Genomic DNA, 19,427 nt, shown 5'->3' on the forward strand with positions numbered 1-19,427 from the left:
CACTCGGCGCCGTGCGACTGACCGCCCTGCTGCCACCTCTTCTCGATGACCCGGCCACCTCCGACCTCGTCGAGGCCGCGGCCTCGGGCGCGCGCTCGGAGCGCAGCGCCGTCGTGTCCCCGGGGGCCAGGCCGGCCGTCCTGGCCGCCATGACCCTGGGGCCCGGAGGGGTACGCGCCGCCGTCGGCTTACCCGACGGCGCCCCCGCCGCACAGGACCGACGGGGGGCGCGGCCCTCCGGGACGCCCCTGCTCGTGGTCACTGCCACCGGCCGCGAGGCCGAGGACCTCGCCGCCTCCCTGTCCTGCTATCTGCCGGCAGCCGAGATCGCCGTCTTCCCCGCCTGGGAGACCCTGCCGCACGAGCGCCTGTCCCCGCGCGCAGACACCGTCTCCCGCCGCTTGGCGGTCCTGCGGCGCCTCGCCCACCCCGAGGACGGCGAGGCCGCCGCCGGCCGCCCCGCCGACCCGGGTCGAGGGCCGGTGCGCGTCCTCGTCGTCCCCGTGCGCGCCCTTCTGGCTCCGGTCATCCAGGGCCTGGGAGACCTTGAGCCCGTCAGGCTCGCCCCTGGGCCCTCCGCGGGGCTGGAGGAGATCGCACGACAGCTGGACGGCGCCGCCTACACCCGGGTCGACATGGTCGAGAGCCGCGGGCAGTACGCCGTGCGCGGCGGCATCCTCGACGTCTTCCCGCCCACGGAGCCGCGCCCCGTCCGCGTCGACTTCTTCGGCGACGACATCGAGTCCGTGTCCTCCTTTGCCGTGGCCGACCAGCGCACCATCGACGAGCTCGAGGCCGTGACCGCCACCGCCTGCCGGGAGATCCTCCTCAGCCCGGCCCTGCGCGAGCGCGCCCGCGCCCTGATCGGCTCCATCCCGGGGGCCGCGGACATGCTCGAGAAGATCGCCGAGGGGATCCCCGTCGAGGGCATGGAGTCCCTCGCCCCCGTGCTCGTCCCCTCCCTGGTCCCCCTGCTCGATCTCGTCGGAGACCGCCTCCTCGTCGTCCTCGAGCCCGAGCGGGTGCGCCGGCGTGCCGAGGACCTCGTCGCCACGACCGCCGAGTTCCTTGCCGCCGCCTGGACCTCGGCGGCCTCCGGAGGGACCGTCCCAGTCGACCTGTCGGCCGCGGCCTTCGCCCACCTCGCCGAGGCCCGGGCGCTGGCCCTGTCCACCGGCAGGGGCTGGTGGTCGCTCACCTCGCTGGCCGCCTCCCCGGAGGTCGTCGAGCTCGCCCTGACCGACCCTCCCACCTACCGCGGCCAGATGGAGCAGGCCGTGACCGACCTGGGTCGCATGGCCCGCGAGGGCTGGAGCGTCGTCGTGGCCACCGACGGCCCCGGCCCCGGGCGCCGCATGGCCCAGCTGCTCGCCGACGGCGGCGTCCCGGCCCGGATCGTCACCCACCTCGACGAGCCCGCGGACCTGGGGTGGAGCGGACCGGGAGGAGGGGGCGACGGCGTCGTGCGGGTCACGCAGGCCAGCGCCGGGCACGGCTTCGTCTCACAGGGCCTCCACCTGGCCCTCATCGCCGAGTCGGACCTGACCGGTCGGGCCGCCGCAGGTCCGCGCGGGGACAAGGTGCTCCCGGCGCGGCGCTCCCGCAAGAGCGTCGACCCCCTGTCCCTGCGCGCCGGGGACCTCGTCGTCCACGCCCAGCACGGCGTGGGTCGCTTCGTCGAGCTCCTGCGCCGCTCAGTCGGCTCCTCGAAGTCGGAGGCGAGCCGGGAGTACCTCGTCATCGAGTACGCCCCCTCCCGGCGCGGCCAGCCGGGGGACCGGCTCCTCGTGCCCACTGACGCCCTCGACCAGGTGAGCAAGTACGTCGGCGGCGACGCACCCGCCCTCAACCGGATGGGCGGGGCCGACTGGCAGCGGACGAAGTCCAAGGCGCGGACGGCGGTGCGCGAGATCGCCGGAGAGCTCGTGCGTCTCTACGCCGCGCGTGCCGCCACCGTCGGGCACGCCTTCGGCCCCGACACCCCCTGGCAGGCCGAGCTCGAGGAGGCGTTCCCGTACACCGAGACCCCCGACCAGCTGGCCACCATCGACGACGTCAAGGCCGACATGGAGAAGGCGCAGCCCATGGACCGCCTCATCTGCGGCGACGTGGGCTACGGCAAGACCGAGATCGCCGTGCGCGCCGCCTTCAAGGCCGTCCAGGACGGCAAGCAGGTCGCCGTGCTCGTGCCCACCACCCTGCTCGTGGCCCAGCACGCCGAGACCTTCTCCGAGCGCTACGCCGGGTTCCCCGTGCGAGTGGCTCAGCTCTCCCGGTTCCAGACCGAGGCCGAGTCCCAGGAGGTCCTGCGCGGCCTGGCCGACGGCACCATCGACGTGGTCGTGGGCACGCACCGGCTCCTGACCGGGCAGGTGCGCTTCAAGGACCTGGGCCTGGTCGTCATCGACGAGGAGCAGCGCTTCGGGGTCGAGCACAAGGAGACCCTCACCGCGCTGCGCACCGACGTCGACGTCCTGGCCATGTCAGCGACCCCGATCCCTCGCACCCTCGAGATGGCGGTCACCGGGCTGCGGGAGATGTCGACGCTCGCCACGCCTCCTGAGGACCGCCACCCCATCCTCACCTACGTCGGCGCCTACGAGACCAAGCAGGTCGGTGCCGCCATCCGCCGCGAGCTCCTGCGCGACGGTCAGGTCTTCTACGTCCACAACCGGGTCGAGGACATCGACGCCGTCGCCGCCCGTCTCACCGAGCTCGTCCCCGAGGCGCGGGTCGCCACGGCCCACGGGCAGATGGGGGAGTCGCGGCTGGAGTCGGTGATCGACGCCTTCTGGCGCAAGGACATCGACGTGCTCGTGTGCACGACGATCGTCGAGACCGGGCTGGACGTGACCAACGCCAACACCCTCATCGTCGACCGCGCCGACCGGATGGGCCTGTCCCAGCTCCACCAGCTGCGCGGGCGGGTCGGGCGCGGGCGCGAGCGCGCCTACGCCTACTTCCTCTACCCGGCGGACCGGCCGCTGACCGAGACCGCCCTCGAGCGCCTGCGCACCATCGCGACCAACACCGACCTGGGGGCCGGCATGCAGGTGGCCATGAAGGACCTCGAGATCCGCGGCGCCGGCAACCTGCTCGGTGGAGAGCAGTCGGGGCATATCGCAGGAGTCGGCTTCGACCTCTACGTGCGGATGGTCTCCGAGGCCGTCGCCGCCTACAAGAAGGCTCTCAAGGTCACCGACGGCGCCGCGGTCGTGGGGCAGGAGCCCGAGGTCGACGAGGACCTGCGCGTCGAGCTGCCCGTGGACGCCACGATCCCCGAGGACTACGTGCCCCACGAGCGCCTCCGCCTCGAGGCCTACACGAAGTTCGCCGCCGCCCGCTCGGAGGCCGAGGTCGAGGACGTCCTCGATGAGCTCGTCGACCGCTACGGGCCGGTGCCGGACCCCGTGACGCGCCTGGCGGCCCTGGCGCGCCTCAGGTCCCTTGCCGCCGGCCTGGGGGTGCGTGAGATCGTCGCCCAGGGCAAGTCCGTCCGCTTCGCCCCTGTCAGCCTGCCGGAGTCGGGGCGCATGCGTCTGACCCGGCTCTACCCGGGCACCGTCCTCAAGCCCGCGACGCGCACGGTCGTCGTGCCCGCCCCCGGCCGGGCCAGGCTGGGGGGAGGGCCGGTGGAGGGCACCGACCTGCTGCGGTGGGCGGAGGTGTTCCTGCGCGCCGTCGTCGGGGGTCAGACCGAGTACGAGACCGAGGCAACGACATACCGGCGGCGCACCTGACGGAGAGGAGAAACCGCGCTCGCAATACTGTTTCTTGAGTAGCGCTGGTTTATTCTCTTTCGAGTGGGAACCACCGTCCCGGGCGTGCGAGAAAAGATTGCGAAATAGTTACGGCGGCTCACCCTCGTGCCGGAATGGCGCGGATTTCTTGTCGCGGTGGCCCACGCCCCACGGTTCTCGTCTGGCTGTTCCGGTGGCGTGGCCCTAGTGTGAAGGCGTTCCTTGTCATCAGTCCGGATCGTCCCGGACTATCCCGGATCGGAGCGTCATGCGCACCCCTTCTCCCTCGGCCCGTTCGGAGCGCCAGAAGTCGTTCCGTGCCGTGGTCGTGGCCGTTCTGGCAGCCCTTGTCGCAGCCGTGGGTGTCATCGCCCCGGGCATTGCCGCGATGAACGCGGGCATCGCCATCACGATCCCCGAGCTCCTCAAGTCGGACGCCAACGGCGTGACCTCCGCCGGCTACATCGCGGTCGGTGACGTCGCCAAGGTCCAGTTCACGTGGGACGCCCGGGGCACGACCCTGGCCGACGGCGACTCCTTCACCATCGAGCTGGGAAGCAACTTCGAGGCGCGGGAGGTCCGGACGATCCCGGTCACGGTCGTCCACAACGGGGCGCAGGTGACGATCGGGACCTGCCAGATCACCAAGACCGCGATCACCTGCACGATGAACTCGGAGGTCGAGCGCCTGCGGGTCGAGGGCTTCACCGACTTCCGCGGAACGGGGGAGACCCTGCTCATCGCCACCGCGGCCACGACGGCCGAGACGACGACGATGACGGTCAACGGCGCGACCACCGCGGTGGACCTGCCCGGCACCGGCGGCATCCGCGCGGCACCCCTGCCGACCTACCGTCCTGCGAACTTCACGAAGGTCTCCACGCCCCTGTCGGCGGCCTCCAAGGGGGTGCCCTGGTCGATCGGCTTCGGCACGGAGAACCTCGCCGCGACCGTCCCCGGCTTCGTCGCCGACGGCGTGACCACCTCGACCCTCACCTTCACGGACACGATCGGGGCCGGGCAGACCTTCGACACGAACCTGGCGAACTGGAGCTTCTCGCACGTGTCCTCGGCGACCTCGACGACCCGCTCCGTCCTGCTCAACGCCGCGGGGAGGGTCTACAACTCCCCGGGCGAGGACTTCACCTATACGGTGACCTTCAACGAGTCCCGGACCGTGGCGACGATGACCCTGACCGGGGTCTTCCAGCCCAAGACCAACTACTCCCTCAGCTCGCCGAACACGATCAACGCCGGCAACGCCCAGGAGGGTGTGGTCTACCGCAACTCGGTGACGATCGACGGCACGAGCCTGACCGCCAACGGTGAGCGCTACTACAACGACACCTCGAAGGTGACCGCCGCCCTCGACCCGGGGTACGGCGGATTCGAGGTGACCAAGTACGTCGACGGCACCGGGGTCGACCACGTGCCCGCGGGCACGACCTTCGACGTCGTCGTCTCCTACACCCTTCCCCAGGACGCCTCGACCTACCCGACGTGGACGCCCCCGGGCACGCTCAACGCCGACGGGCGCACGGGCACGGTTGTCCTCAAGGTCTCGAACGGGAAGATCTCGGTCTTCCCGGGGTCCTTCCCGCAGGGCACGGTCCTGTCGCTCAGCGAGGACCCGACCTCGGCCTCTGTTGAGTTCCCCGACGCGTACAGCTGGGGCACGCCCGTGTTCAAGGTGGGTAACCAGGTGCGCAACACCCTGACGATCGGCGACCGCACCTCCCAGGCGGTCTCGCTCACGAACTCGGTGAGCACCGAGACGGCCGTCCTGGCCGTGTCCAAGACCATGACCGGCCTCGAGGCCGGGGCGACGGCGCCGACCTACTCCTTCACCTACGCCTGCGGCTCGGTGACCGGCACCATCAGCAACGTCCCGGCGGACGGCACCCCCGTCGCGGCCACCCCTCGGGTGCCGCTCCTGGCGGGAGCAACCTGCACCGTGACGGAGAACGTCGAGGGAACGGCGGTCGAGGGCTACGACCTGACCTCCCCCAGCCCCGTGACCGTCGAGCTCCAGCCGGCTGCCAACGGGACGACGGTGGCGGCCGTGACGAACACGTATACGCGGCAGACGGGGTCGTTCTCGGTGTCGAAGGTGGTTGCTGGGGACGGGTCCTTCGGGGCTGATGAGTTCCTGGTGCACTATGAGTGCGAGGTTCCTGGTGCTGCTGCGGTCAGTGGTGATCTGACGGTTGCTGGTGGTGGGTCTGTTGACGGGCCGGTGCTGCCGGTGGGTTCGGTGTGTGCGGTCAGTGAGCCGGCGTCGAGCGCCCAGCGTGCTGGTTTCGGGGTGGAGACCTCGGTGAGTGTTGACGGTCAGGTTGGTTCTGAGGTCACGGTGGTCAAGGACACGACCGCTGCGGTCGTGGTGACCAACACCTACACGCGGCAGACGGGGTCCTTGGAGATCTCGAAGGTGGTCGACGGTGACGGTGCTGGCGTGGTCGCGGGGCGTGAGTACACGTTCACGTACGTGTGCCAGGCGCTGGACGGGTCGAGCCCGTCGGGGACCGTGACGGTTGCCGCGGGGTCCTCGGGGTCGGTTGCGGACCTGCCGGTGGGTCGGTGCGTGGTCACTGAGGGCGACGCGGTGGCTGATGGGACTGATGTGGTCACGACCTGGAGGGTCGGTGGTCAGGAGGTCACCGGTGAGGTCGGGGTGGACATCGCTGACGGGGCGGTGGCCTCGGTGGAGGTGACGAACACGTACACGCGGCAGACGGGGTCGTTCTCGGTGTCGAAGGTGGTTGCTGGGGACGGGTCCTTCGGGGCTGATGAGTTCCTGGTGCACTATGAGTGCGAGGTTCCTGGTGCTGCTGCGGTCAGTGGTGATCTGACGGTTGCTGGTGGTGGGTCTGTTGACGGGCCGGTGCTGCCGGTGGGTTCGGTGTGTGCGGTCAGTGAGCCGGCGTCGAGCGCCCAGCGTGCTGGTTTCGGGGTGGAGACCTCGGTGAGTGTTGACGGTCAGGTTGGTTCTGAGGTCACGGTGGTCAAGGACACGACCGCTGCGGTCGTGGTGACCAACACCTACACCCAGCACACGGGCACCTTCACCGTGGCCAAGGTGGTCACCGGCGTCGACGCGGGAGACAAGGAGTTCAGCTTCGCCTACGAGTGCGTGCTCCCGGACTCCTCGACATCGAGCGGCTCCCTCGTGGTGGCTGCGGACGCGACGCCGGTCAGCGGTCCGACCGTGCCTGTGGGCACGACCTGCACGGTGACCGAGGACGCCCAGGCGGCGGCCATCACCGGCTACACCCTCGAGGCGCCGGCGGACCAGCAGGTGACCGTCTCGACCGACGGGCAGGTGGAGGCGCTGTCCTTCACCAACGCCTACACCGCCGAGCCCGCCCCCACGCCGACAGCTGAGCCGAGCGCCTCTGCTGAGCCGAGTGCCTCTGCTGAGCCGAGCGCGTCTGCCCAGCCGAGCGCGTCTGCCCAGCCGAGTGCGTCTGCCCAGCCGAGTGCGTCTGCCCAGCCGAGTGCGTCTGCTGAGCCGAGTGCGTCTGCTGAGCCGAGCGCGTCTGCTGAGCCGAGCGCGTCTGCTGAGCCGAGCGCGTCTGCTGAGCCGAGCGCGTCTGCTGAGCCGAGCGCGTCTCCTGAGCCGAGTGCCTCTGCTGAGCCGAGTGCCTCTGCCCAGCCGAGTGCCACGTCAGCCGTTGATCCCACGGCTGCTCCCACGGCCACGGCAACGCTCGACCCCACGGTCGGTCCGACGGCCGAGCCGAGCGCCTCGGTCCCGCCGAGCGCCTCGACCGAGCCGACGGCGCAGCGGACCACGGCTGCCGCCTCCTCGTCAGCGGGCTCCCGGGGGACCACGACGACCTCCTCCGCCCCCGGCTCGCGCTCGACGACCACCGGCCCCTTGGCGAGGACCGGCGTCTCGATCCTGTTTCCGGCCGCGGTCGCGTTGACGGCCGGCGTCGGAGGGATCCTGCTCCTCGTGCGTCGGCGGCGCGGCTAAGAGGCCGCCGCGCGCCCCGTCCGGCTCGGGGCGCGCACAGGACCTCGGCACCGGTCTGACCGGTGGCTGACAGGGCGACGGTCGGGGCCCGGGCGATACGCCCGGGCCCCGACCGCGTGTCCTCGATGGTTGGTTCCACTGGGTCGGTGGTTGTGGCTGGTCGGTGAGTGCGGGGGGCCGGCGTCGAGGGGCGCTGGCGAGATGGTGGTGGTCGGACGGGCGGGCGTGTCTCGCGGGACCTCACGCTCGTCGTCGGTGGGTGAGGCCGGGGCCCCGGCCTCGTGCGGACTTGCCGTGCCCCCACCCCACCCCGTGGGATCAAAGAGCGAGGAGGCGGTCGAACCCCGAGGAGCAACCAGGTCCGGTCGCCGGGGGTGAGGACGCCTCCGGTCTCACGGGGTGGGGGAGGCGGTGGCGTACGTCCCGACGGAGTCGTCAGCGAAGGTGATGGTCGCGGCGCCGACGCCCGGAAGCGAGCCCTCGTGGGTGCGCAGTCCCTCGGAGTAGTCCTGACCGACGACCGTGTTGCCCCGCAGGGTGACGTCCGTGACGTCGCCGACGATCCTCTCCGTCCCGTCCCGACCGGCGGACACCTCTGCGCCGACGTAGATGACCGGCGCCTTGGGGTCGCCCGGCTGCAGGACGTTGTCGGTGATCGTCGTCCCGGTCAGGGGGCCCCATCCTCCGTTGTAGGTGATGAGTGAACCGTCCGTGGCCGCCGCGACCTTGGAGGACATGTAGGCGGCGGGGTTCGCGCCCGACAGTCCCGAGCGAGACGAGTCGTAGTCCCACACCGACTCGACGCCGATCATCGCCTTGCGGGCGTTGCCCGTCACCGTGTTGCCCGAGAAGGTGACGCGGTCGGAGTCGGTGCCGACGTAGAGGATCCAGCCGGGCTGGGAGCCCGAGACGGTCACCGAGTTGCCGGTGAAGGTGTTGTCGTCGGAGTCCATGTAGGCCTGGAGCAGGCCCTGACCCACCGCCTGGGTCGAGGTGATCGTGTTGCCCCGCACCGTGTTGGAGTCCGAGCCGTACGCCACGTGGACTGACGAGGAGCGCGACTGGGAGAGGTTGTTGTCCTCCACGAGGTTGTTGTCCGCGTGGTTCTGCATCGAGATGTTGCGCATGTTGTCCGTGATCGTGTTGTTCGACACGACGGAGTCGGTGACCCCGGACAGGCTCAGGCCGTAGTAGCCCCCGGTGATGGTGTTGCCGACGACCGAGATGTTGCGGTGCTCGTACTTCGTCGGGCTGACCGTGCCGTCCGTGGTGTAGCGGTCCCAGATGGGGCTCGCGGAGGAGGCGAACTGGTCGTCCGGCTGCGCGAAGGCAGTCGACAGCATGACCGAGACGATCTCGCCCTTGGTCTCAGCCGTGCCCGCGGGGCTGGTCACCGTGTTGCCCGTGATGAGCAGGTCCGAGACCGGACCGGTGGTCGCCGCCACCTCGATGGCACGGAAGGTCGAGCCCGTCATCGTCACGCCGGAGACGGTGACGCGCGAGGCCGACACGATCGCGATGCCCCGGGTGTACCGGGAGTCGGCCAGGTCGAGGGTCAGGTTGGTGATCACGGTGTCCGTCGAACCCGTGGCCACGGCGAGCGCGCTGGCCGGGGCGGAGCGGGTGGTGCCGGGGATCGCCACGTCCACCGTCGCGCCGTTGCCGTCGAGGAAGGGCACGGTGTCCGGCAGGACCACGGGCTCGGTGAGCGTGTAGCTGGCTCCCGCGGTCAGGCGCACACCCCGGCCCGTGCTCGCGGCCTCCTTGACGGCCGCGGGCAGGTCAGCCCCCGGCTCGACGACGAGCACCTCGGAGTCCGGCACGGAGGCGTCGGGGACGGCCGGGGCGTTGCGCGCCCCTCGTCCCTCAGCGTCCTGCGTCCCGGCGGATGCGCCCTGGGAGCCGGCCGGCTCCTGGGTGCCCTCGGTCGCCTGGGTCTCCTGGGTGTCCGCCGCAGAGGCCTGCCCGGCCTGGGCGGCGTCGGCCGCCTGTCCGGCGGTGGCCCCCGTGCCTGCGGCGTCCTGCGTCCCGGCGGCTGCGCCCTGGGAGCCGGCCGACTCCTCGGCCGGCTCCTGGGTGCCCTCGGTCGCCTGGGTCTCCTGGGTGCCCGCCGCAGAGGCCTGCCCGGCCTGGGGGGCCTGGGCCGCCTGTCCGGCGGCGGCCTCCGGGCCTGCGGGCGTGGCGGGAACCGCCAGGCTCTCACCGGTCGTCGAGGTGGCGGCGACCTCGGGAGCCAGGTCCTGGGCGCCGTCAACGGGCACAGCGGTCGGGCTGGCGGTCGCCGAGGGCCGGGCCGACTGAGCGGACTGGGCGGAGGACGAGCCTCCCAGGGGCAGGCAGGCGGTCAGCGTGAGCGACACAGGGATGAAGGCGATCAGGCTGAGGCTGACGACGCGATGGCGAGTGGCATCCATGAAAGGTCCGGGCCTCCAGGTCGGGGTGCTCGGCGGGGCGGTGGCCGCTGTCACCCAAGGGATGGTGCACAATCGGCGCAAGCCTAGGGAAGAAACGGCGTCCTCGCGCGGCTTTGAGCGCGCGAGCACCGGCGTCGCCACCCCGGGGCGCCTCGCTGGCAACCGGGTTCTTCGCCCGCTCTCACACCGCATCGGCGGGGGCGCGCTGTGACCTCATCGTGATGTCACGACGTCATCATGTGGCTGATCTCACGTCGCGCTCGGGGGCTGTGAGGAGCAGGCCTGCACCCACTTGCGGGCCGCACGGCTGCGGGCCGCGCGCTCGCGCAGGGGCGGGATCGGCGAGCGCGGGGGAGTCGTCAACCCTCATGAACTAGCATGGTCCGGGAGTCTGGAGTCCCACCGAGGAGGCCACCGTGTCCCCACGCCCGTCGCGTCGCGTCATCACCGCCGTCGCCTCCCTCGCCCTGGCCGCCGGCACGCTTGCGGGCTGCGCGGGCTGGTCGGCGCACCCGGGGCAGGCTGCGGTGGTGTCCTACACCGACGCCGACGGGACCCGTCAGCACACCTCGATCTCCGTCGAGACGGTCGAGGACGCCACCGCGGAGCTGGCTCCCGCCCTCGGGGTCGCCAGCGCGGACGTGCTCGAGGGGCTCGTCTACCTCCCGGTCCTGGAGTCGCTCGCAGCCGAGTACGGCATCGTCGTCACCGACGAGGACGCCGTGGCCGCCCTCGAGGGGCAGCTGGGCCCGGGCGACTACTCCCAGGCGAGCATCGACTACGCCCGATCGATCCTCATCGGGCAGGGGGCCAGCGCTCTCGACCAGGAGGCGCTCGCCGAGATCCAGGCCCGCTACTCGGAGGCCGCCTCCGCCGTGGACGTCGAGGTCGCCCCGCGGTACAACGGGGTGCGGCCCTGGATCCTGAGCACCCAGGCCGCTGGCCTCGAGGCGGGCTGAGGCCGCGTATCACGCCGGGCGTGAACACGCGAATCGGCAGGGACCAACGCCCTCGCCGCGACATGACCGTGACCGGTAGGCTGGCTCCCGCATCCTGATCACATCGATCGATCACAGAACAAGGAGCACGAAGTGGCCCTCATCGAGAACGTTCACGCCCGCGAGATCCTGGACTCTCGAGGAAACCCGACCCTTGAGGTCGAGATCCTCCTGGAGGACGGCGCTTCGGCCCGCGCCGCTGTTCCCTCCGGTGCCTCCACCGGTGCCTTCGAGGCCGTCGAGCTGCGTGACGGTGACGCGTCCCGCTACCTCGGCAAGGGCGTCGAGAAGGCCGTCGCCAACGTCAACGACATCATCGCCCCCGAGATCATCGGCTTCGAGGCCTCCGACCAGCGCGGACTGGACAACCTCATGATCGAGCTCGACGGCACCCCGAACAAGGGCAAGCTCGGCGCCAACGCGATCCTCGGCGTCTCCCTGGCCGCCGCCGCGGCCTCCGCCGAGTCCGCCGGCCTGGACCTGTTCCAGTACGTCGGCGGCCCCAACGCCCACGTGCTCCCCGTCCCCATGATGAACATCATGAACGGTGGGTCCCACGCCGACTCCAACGTCGACATCCAGGAGTTCATGATCGCCCCGATCGGCGCCGCGACCTTCCGCGAGGCGCTGCGGATGGGCGCCGAGGTCTACCACGCCCTCAAGGCTGTGGTCAAGGCCCGCGGCCTGTCCACGGGCCTGGGTGACGAGGGTGGTTTCGCCCCCAACCTCGACTCCAACCGCGAGGCCCTCGAGCTCATCGTCGAGGCCATCGAGAAGGCCGGGTTCACCCCCGGCAAGGACGTCGCCCTGGCCATGGATGTCGCCTCCTCGGAGTTCTTCGACGAGGCCACCAAGACCTACCAGTTCGAGGGCGAGGCCCGCGACAACGCCTTCATGGTCGACTACTACGAGAAGCTCATCACCGACTTCCCGATCGTCTCCATCGAGGACCCGCTCTCCGAGGACGAGTGGGACGACTGGAAGGCGCTGACCGACCGCATCGGTGACCGGGTCCAGATCGTCGGCGACGACTTCTTCGTGACCAACCCCGAGCGCCTGGCCAAGGGCATCGAGCTCGGTGCGGCCAACGCCCTGCTGGTCAAGGTCAACCAGATCGGCTCGCTGACCGAGACCCTCGAGGCCGTCGAACTCGCCCACCGCTCGGGCTACAAGTCGATGACCTCCCACCGCTCCGGCGAGACCGAGGACGTCACGATCGCCGACCTCGCCGTCGCGACGAACTCCGGTCAGATCAAGACCGGTGCGCCGGCCCGTGGTGAGCGCATCAACAAGTACAACCAGCTCCTGCGCATCGAGGAGACGCTGGGCGACGCCGCTGTCTACGCCGGCGCCAGCGCCTTCCCGCGCTTCCGGGCCTGATCCCCGACACACCCACCGGCGGGGTGCGCAGGCTTCCGGCCTGCGCACCCCGCCGGCGCGTCGAGGCGCCCGCCGAGCCGGCCCGCGCCCTCACGCCCGAGCGACCCCGTGACGCGGGACGCACGGGGAGCCTCCTTCGTCGGGTGCGCCCTTGTGAGGCAGGATCGACCCCATGACGCCGCGCCGACCTCCGCCCGCCCGACCCGGGGCCCGACCTGGCGCCCGCCGTCCCCCGCGTCCGGTCGAGCGCGCCGAGCCGGCCGAGCGAGCTGAGCGCGGGCAGGAGCCTCGGGCTGGAGACCGGCGCAGGGAGGAGCCCCCTGCGCCGCAACACGCGGTCCTGCGGCTCGGAGGTGCTGACGGGATGGCGGTGCCCGGCCGCGCCCTGGTCCTGGCCCTTGTTCTGCTCCTCGCCTTCGTCGTCGTCTTCCCGTCCCTGCGCGGCTACCTGTCCCAGCGCGCCCAGTACGACGCCGTCCTCGACGAGATCGCCCAGGCACAGGCGACCTCCACCGCCCTCGAGGCCGAGCTCGCCCGCTGGCAGGACGACGACTACGTCCGGACGCAGGCCAGAGAGCGCCTCTCCTACGTCATGCCCGGGGAGACGACCTACGTCGTCGTCGGCGCCGACGAGGTCGAGCGCGCCGCGCAGGCCGAGCAGGAGGCCGCCTCCGTCGAGGAACGGCCCTGGTACGAGCTGCTGCGCGAGTCGACCCGGGCTGCCGGGGGCGAGGAGCCCGAGCAGGCCGCCGTCGACCCCGCGCAGCAGGGCTGGACCCCCCAGACACCGACCCCCGCCCCGACGACGACACCCGGCGCCACCCCGACCCCGACCGCCGCCGGCACGAGCCCAGGCGCCCAGACGACCCCGTGAGGAGAGCGCGATGACCACCACCCACCCCGCCGGCGAGGACCCCGGGCGGGTCTCGCAGGACGACCTCGACGTCCTGCGCCTCCAGCTCGGCCGCCTGCCACGCGGCGTCGTGGGCATCGCGGCACGCTGCGTGTGCGGGCGCCCGACCGTCGTGCGCACCGCGCCCCGCCTGCCCGACGGCTCCCCCTTCCCGACCACCTACTACCTCACCCACCCCGCCGCGGTGAAAGGCTGCTCGACCCTCGAGGCCGAGCACCTCATGGACGAGCTCAACGCCCGGCTGTCCGCCGACCCCGAGCTCGCCGAGGCCTACCGGGCCGCCCACGCCGACTACCTGGCCAGGCGTGCCGAGCTCGGGACCCCCACGGAGATCGAGGGGGTGTCGGCCGGAGGAATGCCCACCCGGGTCAAGTGCCTCCACGCCCTGGTCGGGCACGCCCTGGCCGCCGGACCCGGCACCAACCCGATCGGGGACCTCACCATCGGGACCCTCACCGAGCGCGGCCTGTGGGACCCCGCGAGGTGCAGCTGCTGACCCCCGGACCCGCGCCCCATCGACCCCGACCCCGCTGGAGGACCAGGCCATGACGCCGGCGACATCCGTGACGCCCGTGACACCCGTAACACCCGTGACACCCGTGACCCGCGTCGCCGCCATCGACTGCGGCACCAACACGATCCGCCTGCTCGTGGCCGACCTCGAGCACGACCCCCACGGGACGCCGCGGCTCACGCAGGTCCACCGCGACAGCCGCATCGTCCGGCTCGGGCTGGGCGTGGACCGCACCGGACGCCTCGACCCCGCGGCCCTGGCCCGAACCCTCGAGGCCGTGAGCGAGTACGCCGAGGCCTGCGCCGGGCTCGGCGTCGACCTCGCCTCCGGTCACGGACGCTTCGTGGCCACCTCCGCGACCCGGGACGCGGACAACCGCGAGGACTTCGTCGACGGGGTGCGGGCACTGACCGGGCTGGAGCCCGAGGTCGTCAGCGGCCAGGAGGAGGCCCGGCTGTCCTTCGCCGGCTCACTGCTCGGCGCCCAGGACCGCGCGCCGGTCCCGGGGCCCGGGCTCGTCGTCGACCTCGGGGGAGGATCCACCGAGCTCATCCTCGGGGACCAGGCCCCCCTGTCGGCCGTCTCCCTGGACACCGGGAGCGTCCGGGTCACCGAGCGCCACCTGGCCCACGGGGTCACGCCCCGGGCCGAGGACGCCGCCCGCGCCGAGGTGCGCGCCCTGCTGGCCCACGGGGCCGAGTCCGTCGACCTGGGCCGGGCGACCGCCCTCGTCGGGCTAGCCGGCACCATCACGACCGTGACCGCCCACGCCCTGGGGCTGGAACGCTTCGACCCCGAGGCCCTCAACGGCGCCGAGATCAGCACCGAGGCGGCGCTGGCCTCCTGCGAGGCGATCGTGCACTCCACCCCTGCCGAGCGCGAGTCCTGGGGCTACCTGCTACCGGGGCGGCGTGACGTCATCGCAGCCGGCGCCCTCGTGTGGAGCGAGATCATCACCTGCGTCGTCCAGGCCACAGCATCCGGGCCCCACCCGGTGACCACGACCGTCACGAGCCTCAACGACATCCTCGACGGCATCGCCCTGTCGGTGGGGGAGAGGATCTGAGATGACGGGGACGAGCAGGCTCCTGCGTGCCGACGGGCGGATGACGGTCGCCGTGGCCACCACAGGCGCCACCGAGCAGGACTGCCTCGACCAGGCCCGTCGCGCCTGCGAGGCCGGCGCGGACCTCGTCGAGCTGCGCGCCGACCTCCTTGACGGCGAGCCCGATGCCGGGCGCACCGCCAGGCTCGCCGCCCGCCTGGGCGCCGACTGCGCCCCGGTGCCCGTCCTGCTCACGGTGCGCTCGTGCGCCGAGGGCGGCGCGGCCGAGCTCGAGGGCCGGGCCTGGTCGGAGCACCTGGCCCGGGTCCTCGACGCCCTCGACTCCCTCGACGAGGCGGGCACCGCAGGGCGTCCCGCGGCCGTCGACGTCGAGATCGAGCGCCCGGGAGCGGCCGGGCTCGTCGACCTGGCCCACCGGGCGGGCCTCGAGGTGGTCCTCTCCTTCCACGACGTCGCCGCCACCCCTCCCGACGAGGCCCTGCACGAGCTCCTCGAGCGAATGTCCCGCCTCGGGGCCGACCTGGCCAAGATCGCCGTCATGCCCGCTGGCCCAGCGGACGTCGCCCGCCTCCTGGGCGTGACCGCGACCGCGCACGAGGCGCGTGAGGTCCCGCTGGCCACGATGGCCATGGGCGAGGCGGGCGCGGTCAGCCGGCTCGCCGCGGGGGTGTTCGGCTCCCGGCTCGTCTTCGCCACCGCCGGCGGAGCGCCCTCGGCACCGGGGCAGCCCCCGATCGAGGACCTGCGCCACGCCATGGCGCTGCTCGGCACACCCTGACAACCCGGGGCGCTCCCGACGCGCCCCGCAGGCCACGGGCGTCGGCTCACCGGTGAGCCGACGCCCGTCGTCGTCCCCGGCCGGTGACTCAGTGACAGCCTCGTGATAACTTAGGGGCGCCCTGGCAATCCGCATGCGTCGAGCCCTGTCGATGCACCCATCCCAGAGAGTGCTCCCGTGTCAGTCACATTGCCCCGCGCCGGTCGCACCGGCACCGTCCCCGTGGCGCTGCTCGCGCTGCTCGCCCTGGTCCTCGGTCTGGGCTCCCTGGCCTCACCCGCCCGTGCGGACGTCAACACGGGTATCCGGGTCACCGACGCCACCCTCGTCAAGTCGAGCCGTACCGGCGTCGACGCCCCCGGAACGACCCTGTCGACCCGTGACGTCGCCAAGCTGACCTTCTCCTGGGACGCCAGCGGCACGCAGGTGGCGGCCGGCGACTCCTTCGAGATCGACCTGGGCACCTACTTCAAGAACCTCGAGACCTCGGTCACCACGCCGATGACGGTCGTCTACGACGGCCAGGACGTCGAGGTCGGCTCCTGCGCCCTCACCGACAAGAAGGTGACGTGCACCTTCTCGGAGAAGGTGGCCGAGCTCCAGGCGGCCGGATTCACCTCCTTCAACGGCACCGGACAGGCCCTGCTCCTCATCACTCAGGCCACGAGCAGCGCGACCGCCGACATCACGGCCACCGGCGGCCTGACCGAGGTCCCGCTGCCCGGCGACGGCGGCATCATCCAGCCGGTCGGCGGCTACACACCGTGGACCTTCTGGAAGTACTCCTCGGTCATCAACTCCTCGTCGACCGGCATGACCTGGTACGTCGAGTTCGGCAGCGCGCACCTCAAGAGCCTCATGGAGGAGGGGGGCCAGGAGCTCACCACCGACGGCACGACGCGCCAGACCATCACCTTCACCGACACCCTCGGTGAGGGCATGGACTTCTCCACCGACATGAGCCAGTGGCGGCTCATGATGCGCAACTCCGCGGCCGAGCCCAACGCCCAGGGGTCGGTGCTCACCAACGCCGCAGGAGCCGACCCGGTCACCTCCTACGGCGACTTCGACATGTCGGTGTCCATCGACGGCAAGGTCGCCACGATCACCCTGACCGGTCCCTTCGCGGAGTCGACCAACTACAGGCTCTACTACCCGGTCACGATCAGCTCGGGCACCGCCGTCGCGAACACCGAGTACACGAACAAGGCCACTCTCCAGGGCGCCGGGAAGTCCGCCTGGGGCACCCGCTCCTACGCGCAGTCCTTCCAGATCACCGTCGAGATGAAGCCCGGCTTCGGTGGCCTGGAGGTCACCAAGGCCCTCGACGGCGACGGCGCGGCGACGGTGCCCGCAGGCACCTCCTTCCCCGTCACCGTCGACTACGTCCTGCCCGCCGCCGCAGGCGTCTACAGCGGGTGGACCGCGCCCGGGACGCTGTCGGCAGACGGCAGGAGCGGTACCGCCACGATGACGGTGACGCCTGGAGGTGCCACCACCTTCGAGGGCACCTTCCCCGTGGGAACCGTGGTCACCCTGAGCGAGGACCTGTCCGGAGCCCCGGCGGGCTACACCTGGGCCTCGGCGATGACGATCAACGGTGAGCAGACCTCCTCCTTCACCGTGGAGGACCAGGTCCGCACCCAGGTGACGCTCACCAACACCGCCACACCGGTGTCCACCGCCTCGCCCTCCGCCTCCGCCCCGGAGACGACCGCGCCGGCCCCCGCCCCCTCGGCCACCGGCTCCGCCCCGGTCGTCACCGTCCAGGCCCCGACCACGACGCCTCACAGCTCGTCGACCCCCTCCCTGGCGCGCACCGGCGCGACCGTGGGCATCCCCCTGGTCCTCGCGGTCGCGGCAGTGGCCGGAGGCGCGCTCCTCCTGCGCCGCCGCCGCTCCTCAGAGGCCCACAAGGCCTGACGCGGCCGAGGCCCCGGCCCTCGTGCGGCCTCGTTCCCGACCGGGAGCGGGGCCGCACTCCGTGCCCGGGACCGACCCCGAGGCGGGCCGGACCGAGGCGGTGCGGGACGCGCCGTCGTCGACCGGATCGGAGGAGGCGGCCCGGCCCGCCCGCTCGCGGGCCGCCGCGGCAGCCTCGCGCCGGCCCGGTGACCGCCCGTGAGCGGCACGAGTGCGCCAGAGCGCCGCCAGGTGCCGGGAGGCCAGGGGTGCCCAGGCTCACCGGACCTCCCCTGGCCGGTGAGCGCGGGCCTTCTGTACAGTAACGACGTTGCCCCGGCGAGGGACGTGCGAGACGCGTCCGTGATCGACGTGGTGGTGCCCGAGGGTGCTGCGTCGTCGACCCCGCCGAACCACCACATGAGCGGGGGTCTCCCCGCCTGAGACGAGGAGATCCTCATGGCGAACAACGCAGTCACCCTCAAGGCCGTCGAGCGCACCGTCTTCGGCAAGGGCTCGGCCCGTCGCGCCCGTCGCGACGGCCAGGTCCCCGTGGTCGTCTACGGCCACGGCTCCGAGCCCCGCCACCTCCTGCTCGACGAGCACAGCACCCGCCTGACCCTGCGCGGCAACGACAACGCGCTCGTCGAGCTCGACATCGACGGCGAGGTCCTGCTGGCCATCGCCAAGGACGTCCAGCGCCACCCGATCCGTCCCGGCATCCAGCACGTCGACTTCCTCCTGGTCAACCGCAACGAGCGCGTCGAGGTCGAGGTGCCCGTCGTCGTCGTCGGTGACGCCGAGCCCGGCACCCTCCACATGATCGAGCTCGCCCACGTCATCGTCTCCGCCCCGGCGGTCTCCATCCCCGAGAGCATCGAGGTCGACGTCACCGGAGTGGCCGGAGGCGCCGCCATCCGCATGGCCGACATCCCGCTGCCCGCGGGCGTCACCGCGGTCACCGACGCCGAGGCCGACGTCGTCAACGTCGCCGAGGGCAAGGCCGTGGCCTCCGAGGTCGCCGCCGAGGAGTCCGCCGAGGCCGAGGCCGAGTGACCTCCTCCCGCACTGCCCGGGGGCGGTGATGAGCGGCCCCTGGCTCGTCGTCGGGTTGGGAAACCCGGGGCCCCGGTACGCCCGCAACCGCCACAACGTCGGCCGCATGGTCATCGACGTCCTGGCCGGGCGCGCCGGGGCCCGCCTCACCCGGCACAAGGCCCGCGCCCTCGTGGCCGACATCCGCCTCGGGGTCCTGCCCGGTGGGGCGCCGGGCCCGCGCGTCGTCCTCGCCGAGCCGGAGGTCCTCATGAACCTCTCCGGCGGACCGGTGGCCGCCCTCGTCCAGTTCTACGACGTCGATCCGCTTGAGCGCCTCCTCGTGGTCCACGACGAGCTCGACCTGCCCGCTCACGAGCTCCGCCTCAAGAAGGGCGGCGGCGAGGGCGGGCACAACGGGCTGCGCTCGATCTCGGCGGCCCTGCGCACCAAGGGGTACGGACGCCTGCGCCTGGGCGTGGGCAGGCCGCCGGGCCGCCAGGACCCCGCCGACTTCGTGCTGGCCGACATCCCGGCCCGCGAGCGCGAGGTGATGGGGGTGAGTCTTGAGCGCGCCGCGGACGTCGTCGAGGCCGTGGTCGCCCAGGGCTTCGAGCAGGCCCAGCAGCACCTCCACGCCCCCTCCCGAGATCGGGACTAGTGACACACCGAGATCGGGACTAGTGACACACCGAGATCGGGGTGGGC

Annotated in this window: 12 protein-coding genes; 11 read left to right on the forward strand and 1 reads right to left on the reverse strand. The window is 72.1% G+C overall.

Annotation, left to right across the window (positions count from 1 at the left end; translation table 11 throughout):
- Positions 1-11: 11 nt before the first annotated feature.
- Complete coding sequence (gene mfd / locus EL245_RS10735; RefSeq protein ID WP_126383119.1) at positions 12-3,740, forward strand: transcription-repair coupling factor; 3,729 nt, start codon at positions 12-14, stop codon at positions 3,738-3,740.
- A gap of 268 nt (positions 3,741-4,008) precedes the next feature.
- Positions 4,009-7,719, forward strand: coding sequence for a DUF5979 domain-containing protein (locus tag EL245_RS10740; protein WP_126383120.1), 3,711 nt, complete (start codon positions 4,009-4,011; stop codon positions 7,717-7,719).
- 392 nt (positions 7,720-8,111) lie between these two features.
- Here the strand turns inward: EL245_RS10740 and EL245_RS10745 are convergent, their stop codons facing one another.
- Complete coding sequence (locus EL245_RS10745) at positions 8,112-10,133, reverse strand: right-handed parallel beta-helix repeat-containing protein (RefSeq protein ID WP_126383121.1); 2,022 nt, start codon at positions 10,131-10,133, stop codon at positions 8,112-8,114.
- 416 nt (positions 10,134-10,549) lie between these two features.
- On the opposite strand from EL245_RS10745, the gene EL245_RS10750 reads away from it, so the two are divergent.
- From EL245_RS10750 to pth, 9 genes are all read left to right on the forward strand, one after another.
- The gene (locus tag EL245_RS10750) at positions 10,550-11,092 is read left to right on the forward strand and encodes a hypothetical protein (RefSeq protein ID WP_126383122.1); all 543 of its coding nucleotides are present in this window, start codon (positions 10,550-10,552) and stop codon (positions 11,090-11,092) included.
- Positions 11,093-11,224: 132 nt separating this feature from the next.
- On the forward strand, positions 11,225-12,511 hold the full coding sequence (gene eno / locus EL245_RS10755) for a phosphopyruvate hydratase (RefSeq protein ID WP_126383123.1): 1,287 nt from the start codon (positions 11,225-11,227) through the stop codon (positions 12,509-12,511).
- Positions 12,512-12,875: 364 nt separating this feature from the next.
- The gene (locus EL245_RS10760) at positions 12,876-13,385 is read left to right on the forward strand and encodes an FtsB family cell division protein (protein ID WP_232009734.1); all 510 of its coding nucleotides are present in this window, start codon (positions 12,876-12,878) and stop codon (positions 13,383-13,385) included.
- A 10-nt stretch (positions 13,386-13,395) separates the two neighbouring features.
- Complete coding sequence (locus EL245_RS10765) at positions 13,396-13,920, forward strand: DUF501 domain-containing protein (protein ID WP_126383125.1); 525 nt, start codon at positions 13,396-13,398, stop codon at positions 13,918-13,920.
- Between the two features lie 103 nt (positions 13,921-14,023).
- On the forward strand, positions 14,024-15,004 hold the full coding sequence (locus tag EL245_RS10770) for a Ppx/GppA phosphatase family protein (RefSeq protein ID WP_126384413.1): 981 nt from the start codon (positions 14,024-14,026) through the stop codon (positions 15,002-15,004).
- Between the two features lies 1 nt (position 15,005).
- Complete coding sequence (gene aroD / locus EL245_RS10775; protein ID WP_232009735.1) at positions 15,006-15,782, forward strand: type I 3-dehydroquinate dehydratase; 777 nt, start codon at positions 15,006-15,008, stop codon at positions 15,780-15,782.
- A 177-nt stretch (positions 15,783-15,959) separates the two neighbouring features.
- A complete protein-coding gene (locus tag EL245_RS10780) occupies positions 15,960-17,705 on the forward strand; it encodes a DUF7926 domain-containing protein (RefSeq protein ID WP_126383126.1) in 1,746 nt (581 codons plus the stop codon).
- 438 nt (positions 17,706-18,143) lie between these two features.
- Positions 18,144-18,740: a 50S ribosomal protein L25/general stress protein Ctc gene (locus EL245_RS10785; RefSeq protein WP_126383127.1), complete on the forward strand. Its 597-nt coding sequence runs from the start codon at positions 18,144-18,146 to the stop codon at positions 18,738-18,740.
- A gap of 28 nt (positions 18,741-18,768) precedes the next feature.
- Complete coding sequence (gene pth, locus EL245_RS10790; RefSeq protein WP_126383128.1) at positions 18,769-19,380, forward strand: aminoacyl-tRNA hydrolase; 612 nt, start codon at positions 18,769-18,771, stop codon at positions 19,378-19,380.
- The last annotated feature ends 47 nt before the right edge of the window (positions 19,381-19,427 follow it).

Origin of the sequence: Actinomyces howellii, assembly GCF_900637165.1 — a bacterium.
GTDB classification, from domain to species: Bacteria; Actinomycetota; Actinomycetes; order Actinomycetales; family Actinomycetaceae; genus Actinomyces; species Actinomyces howellii.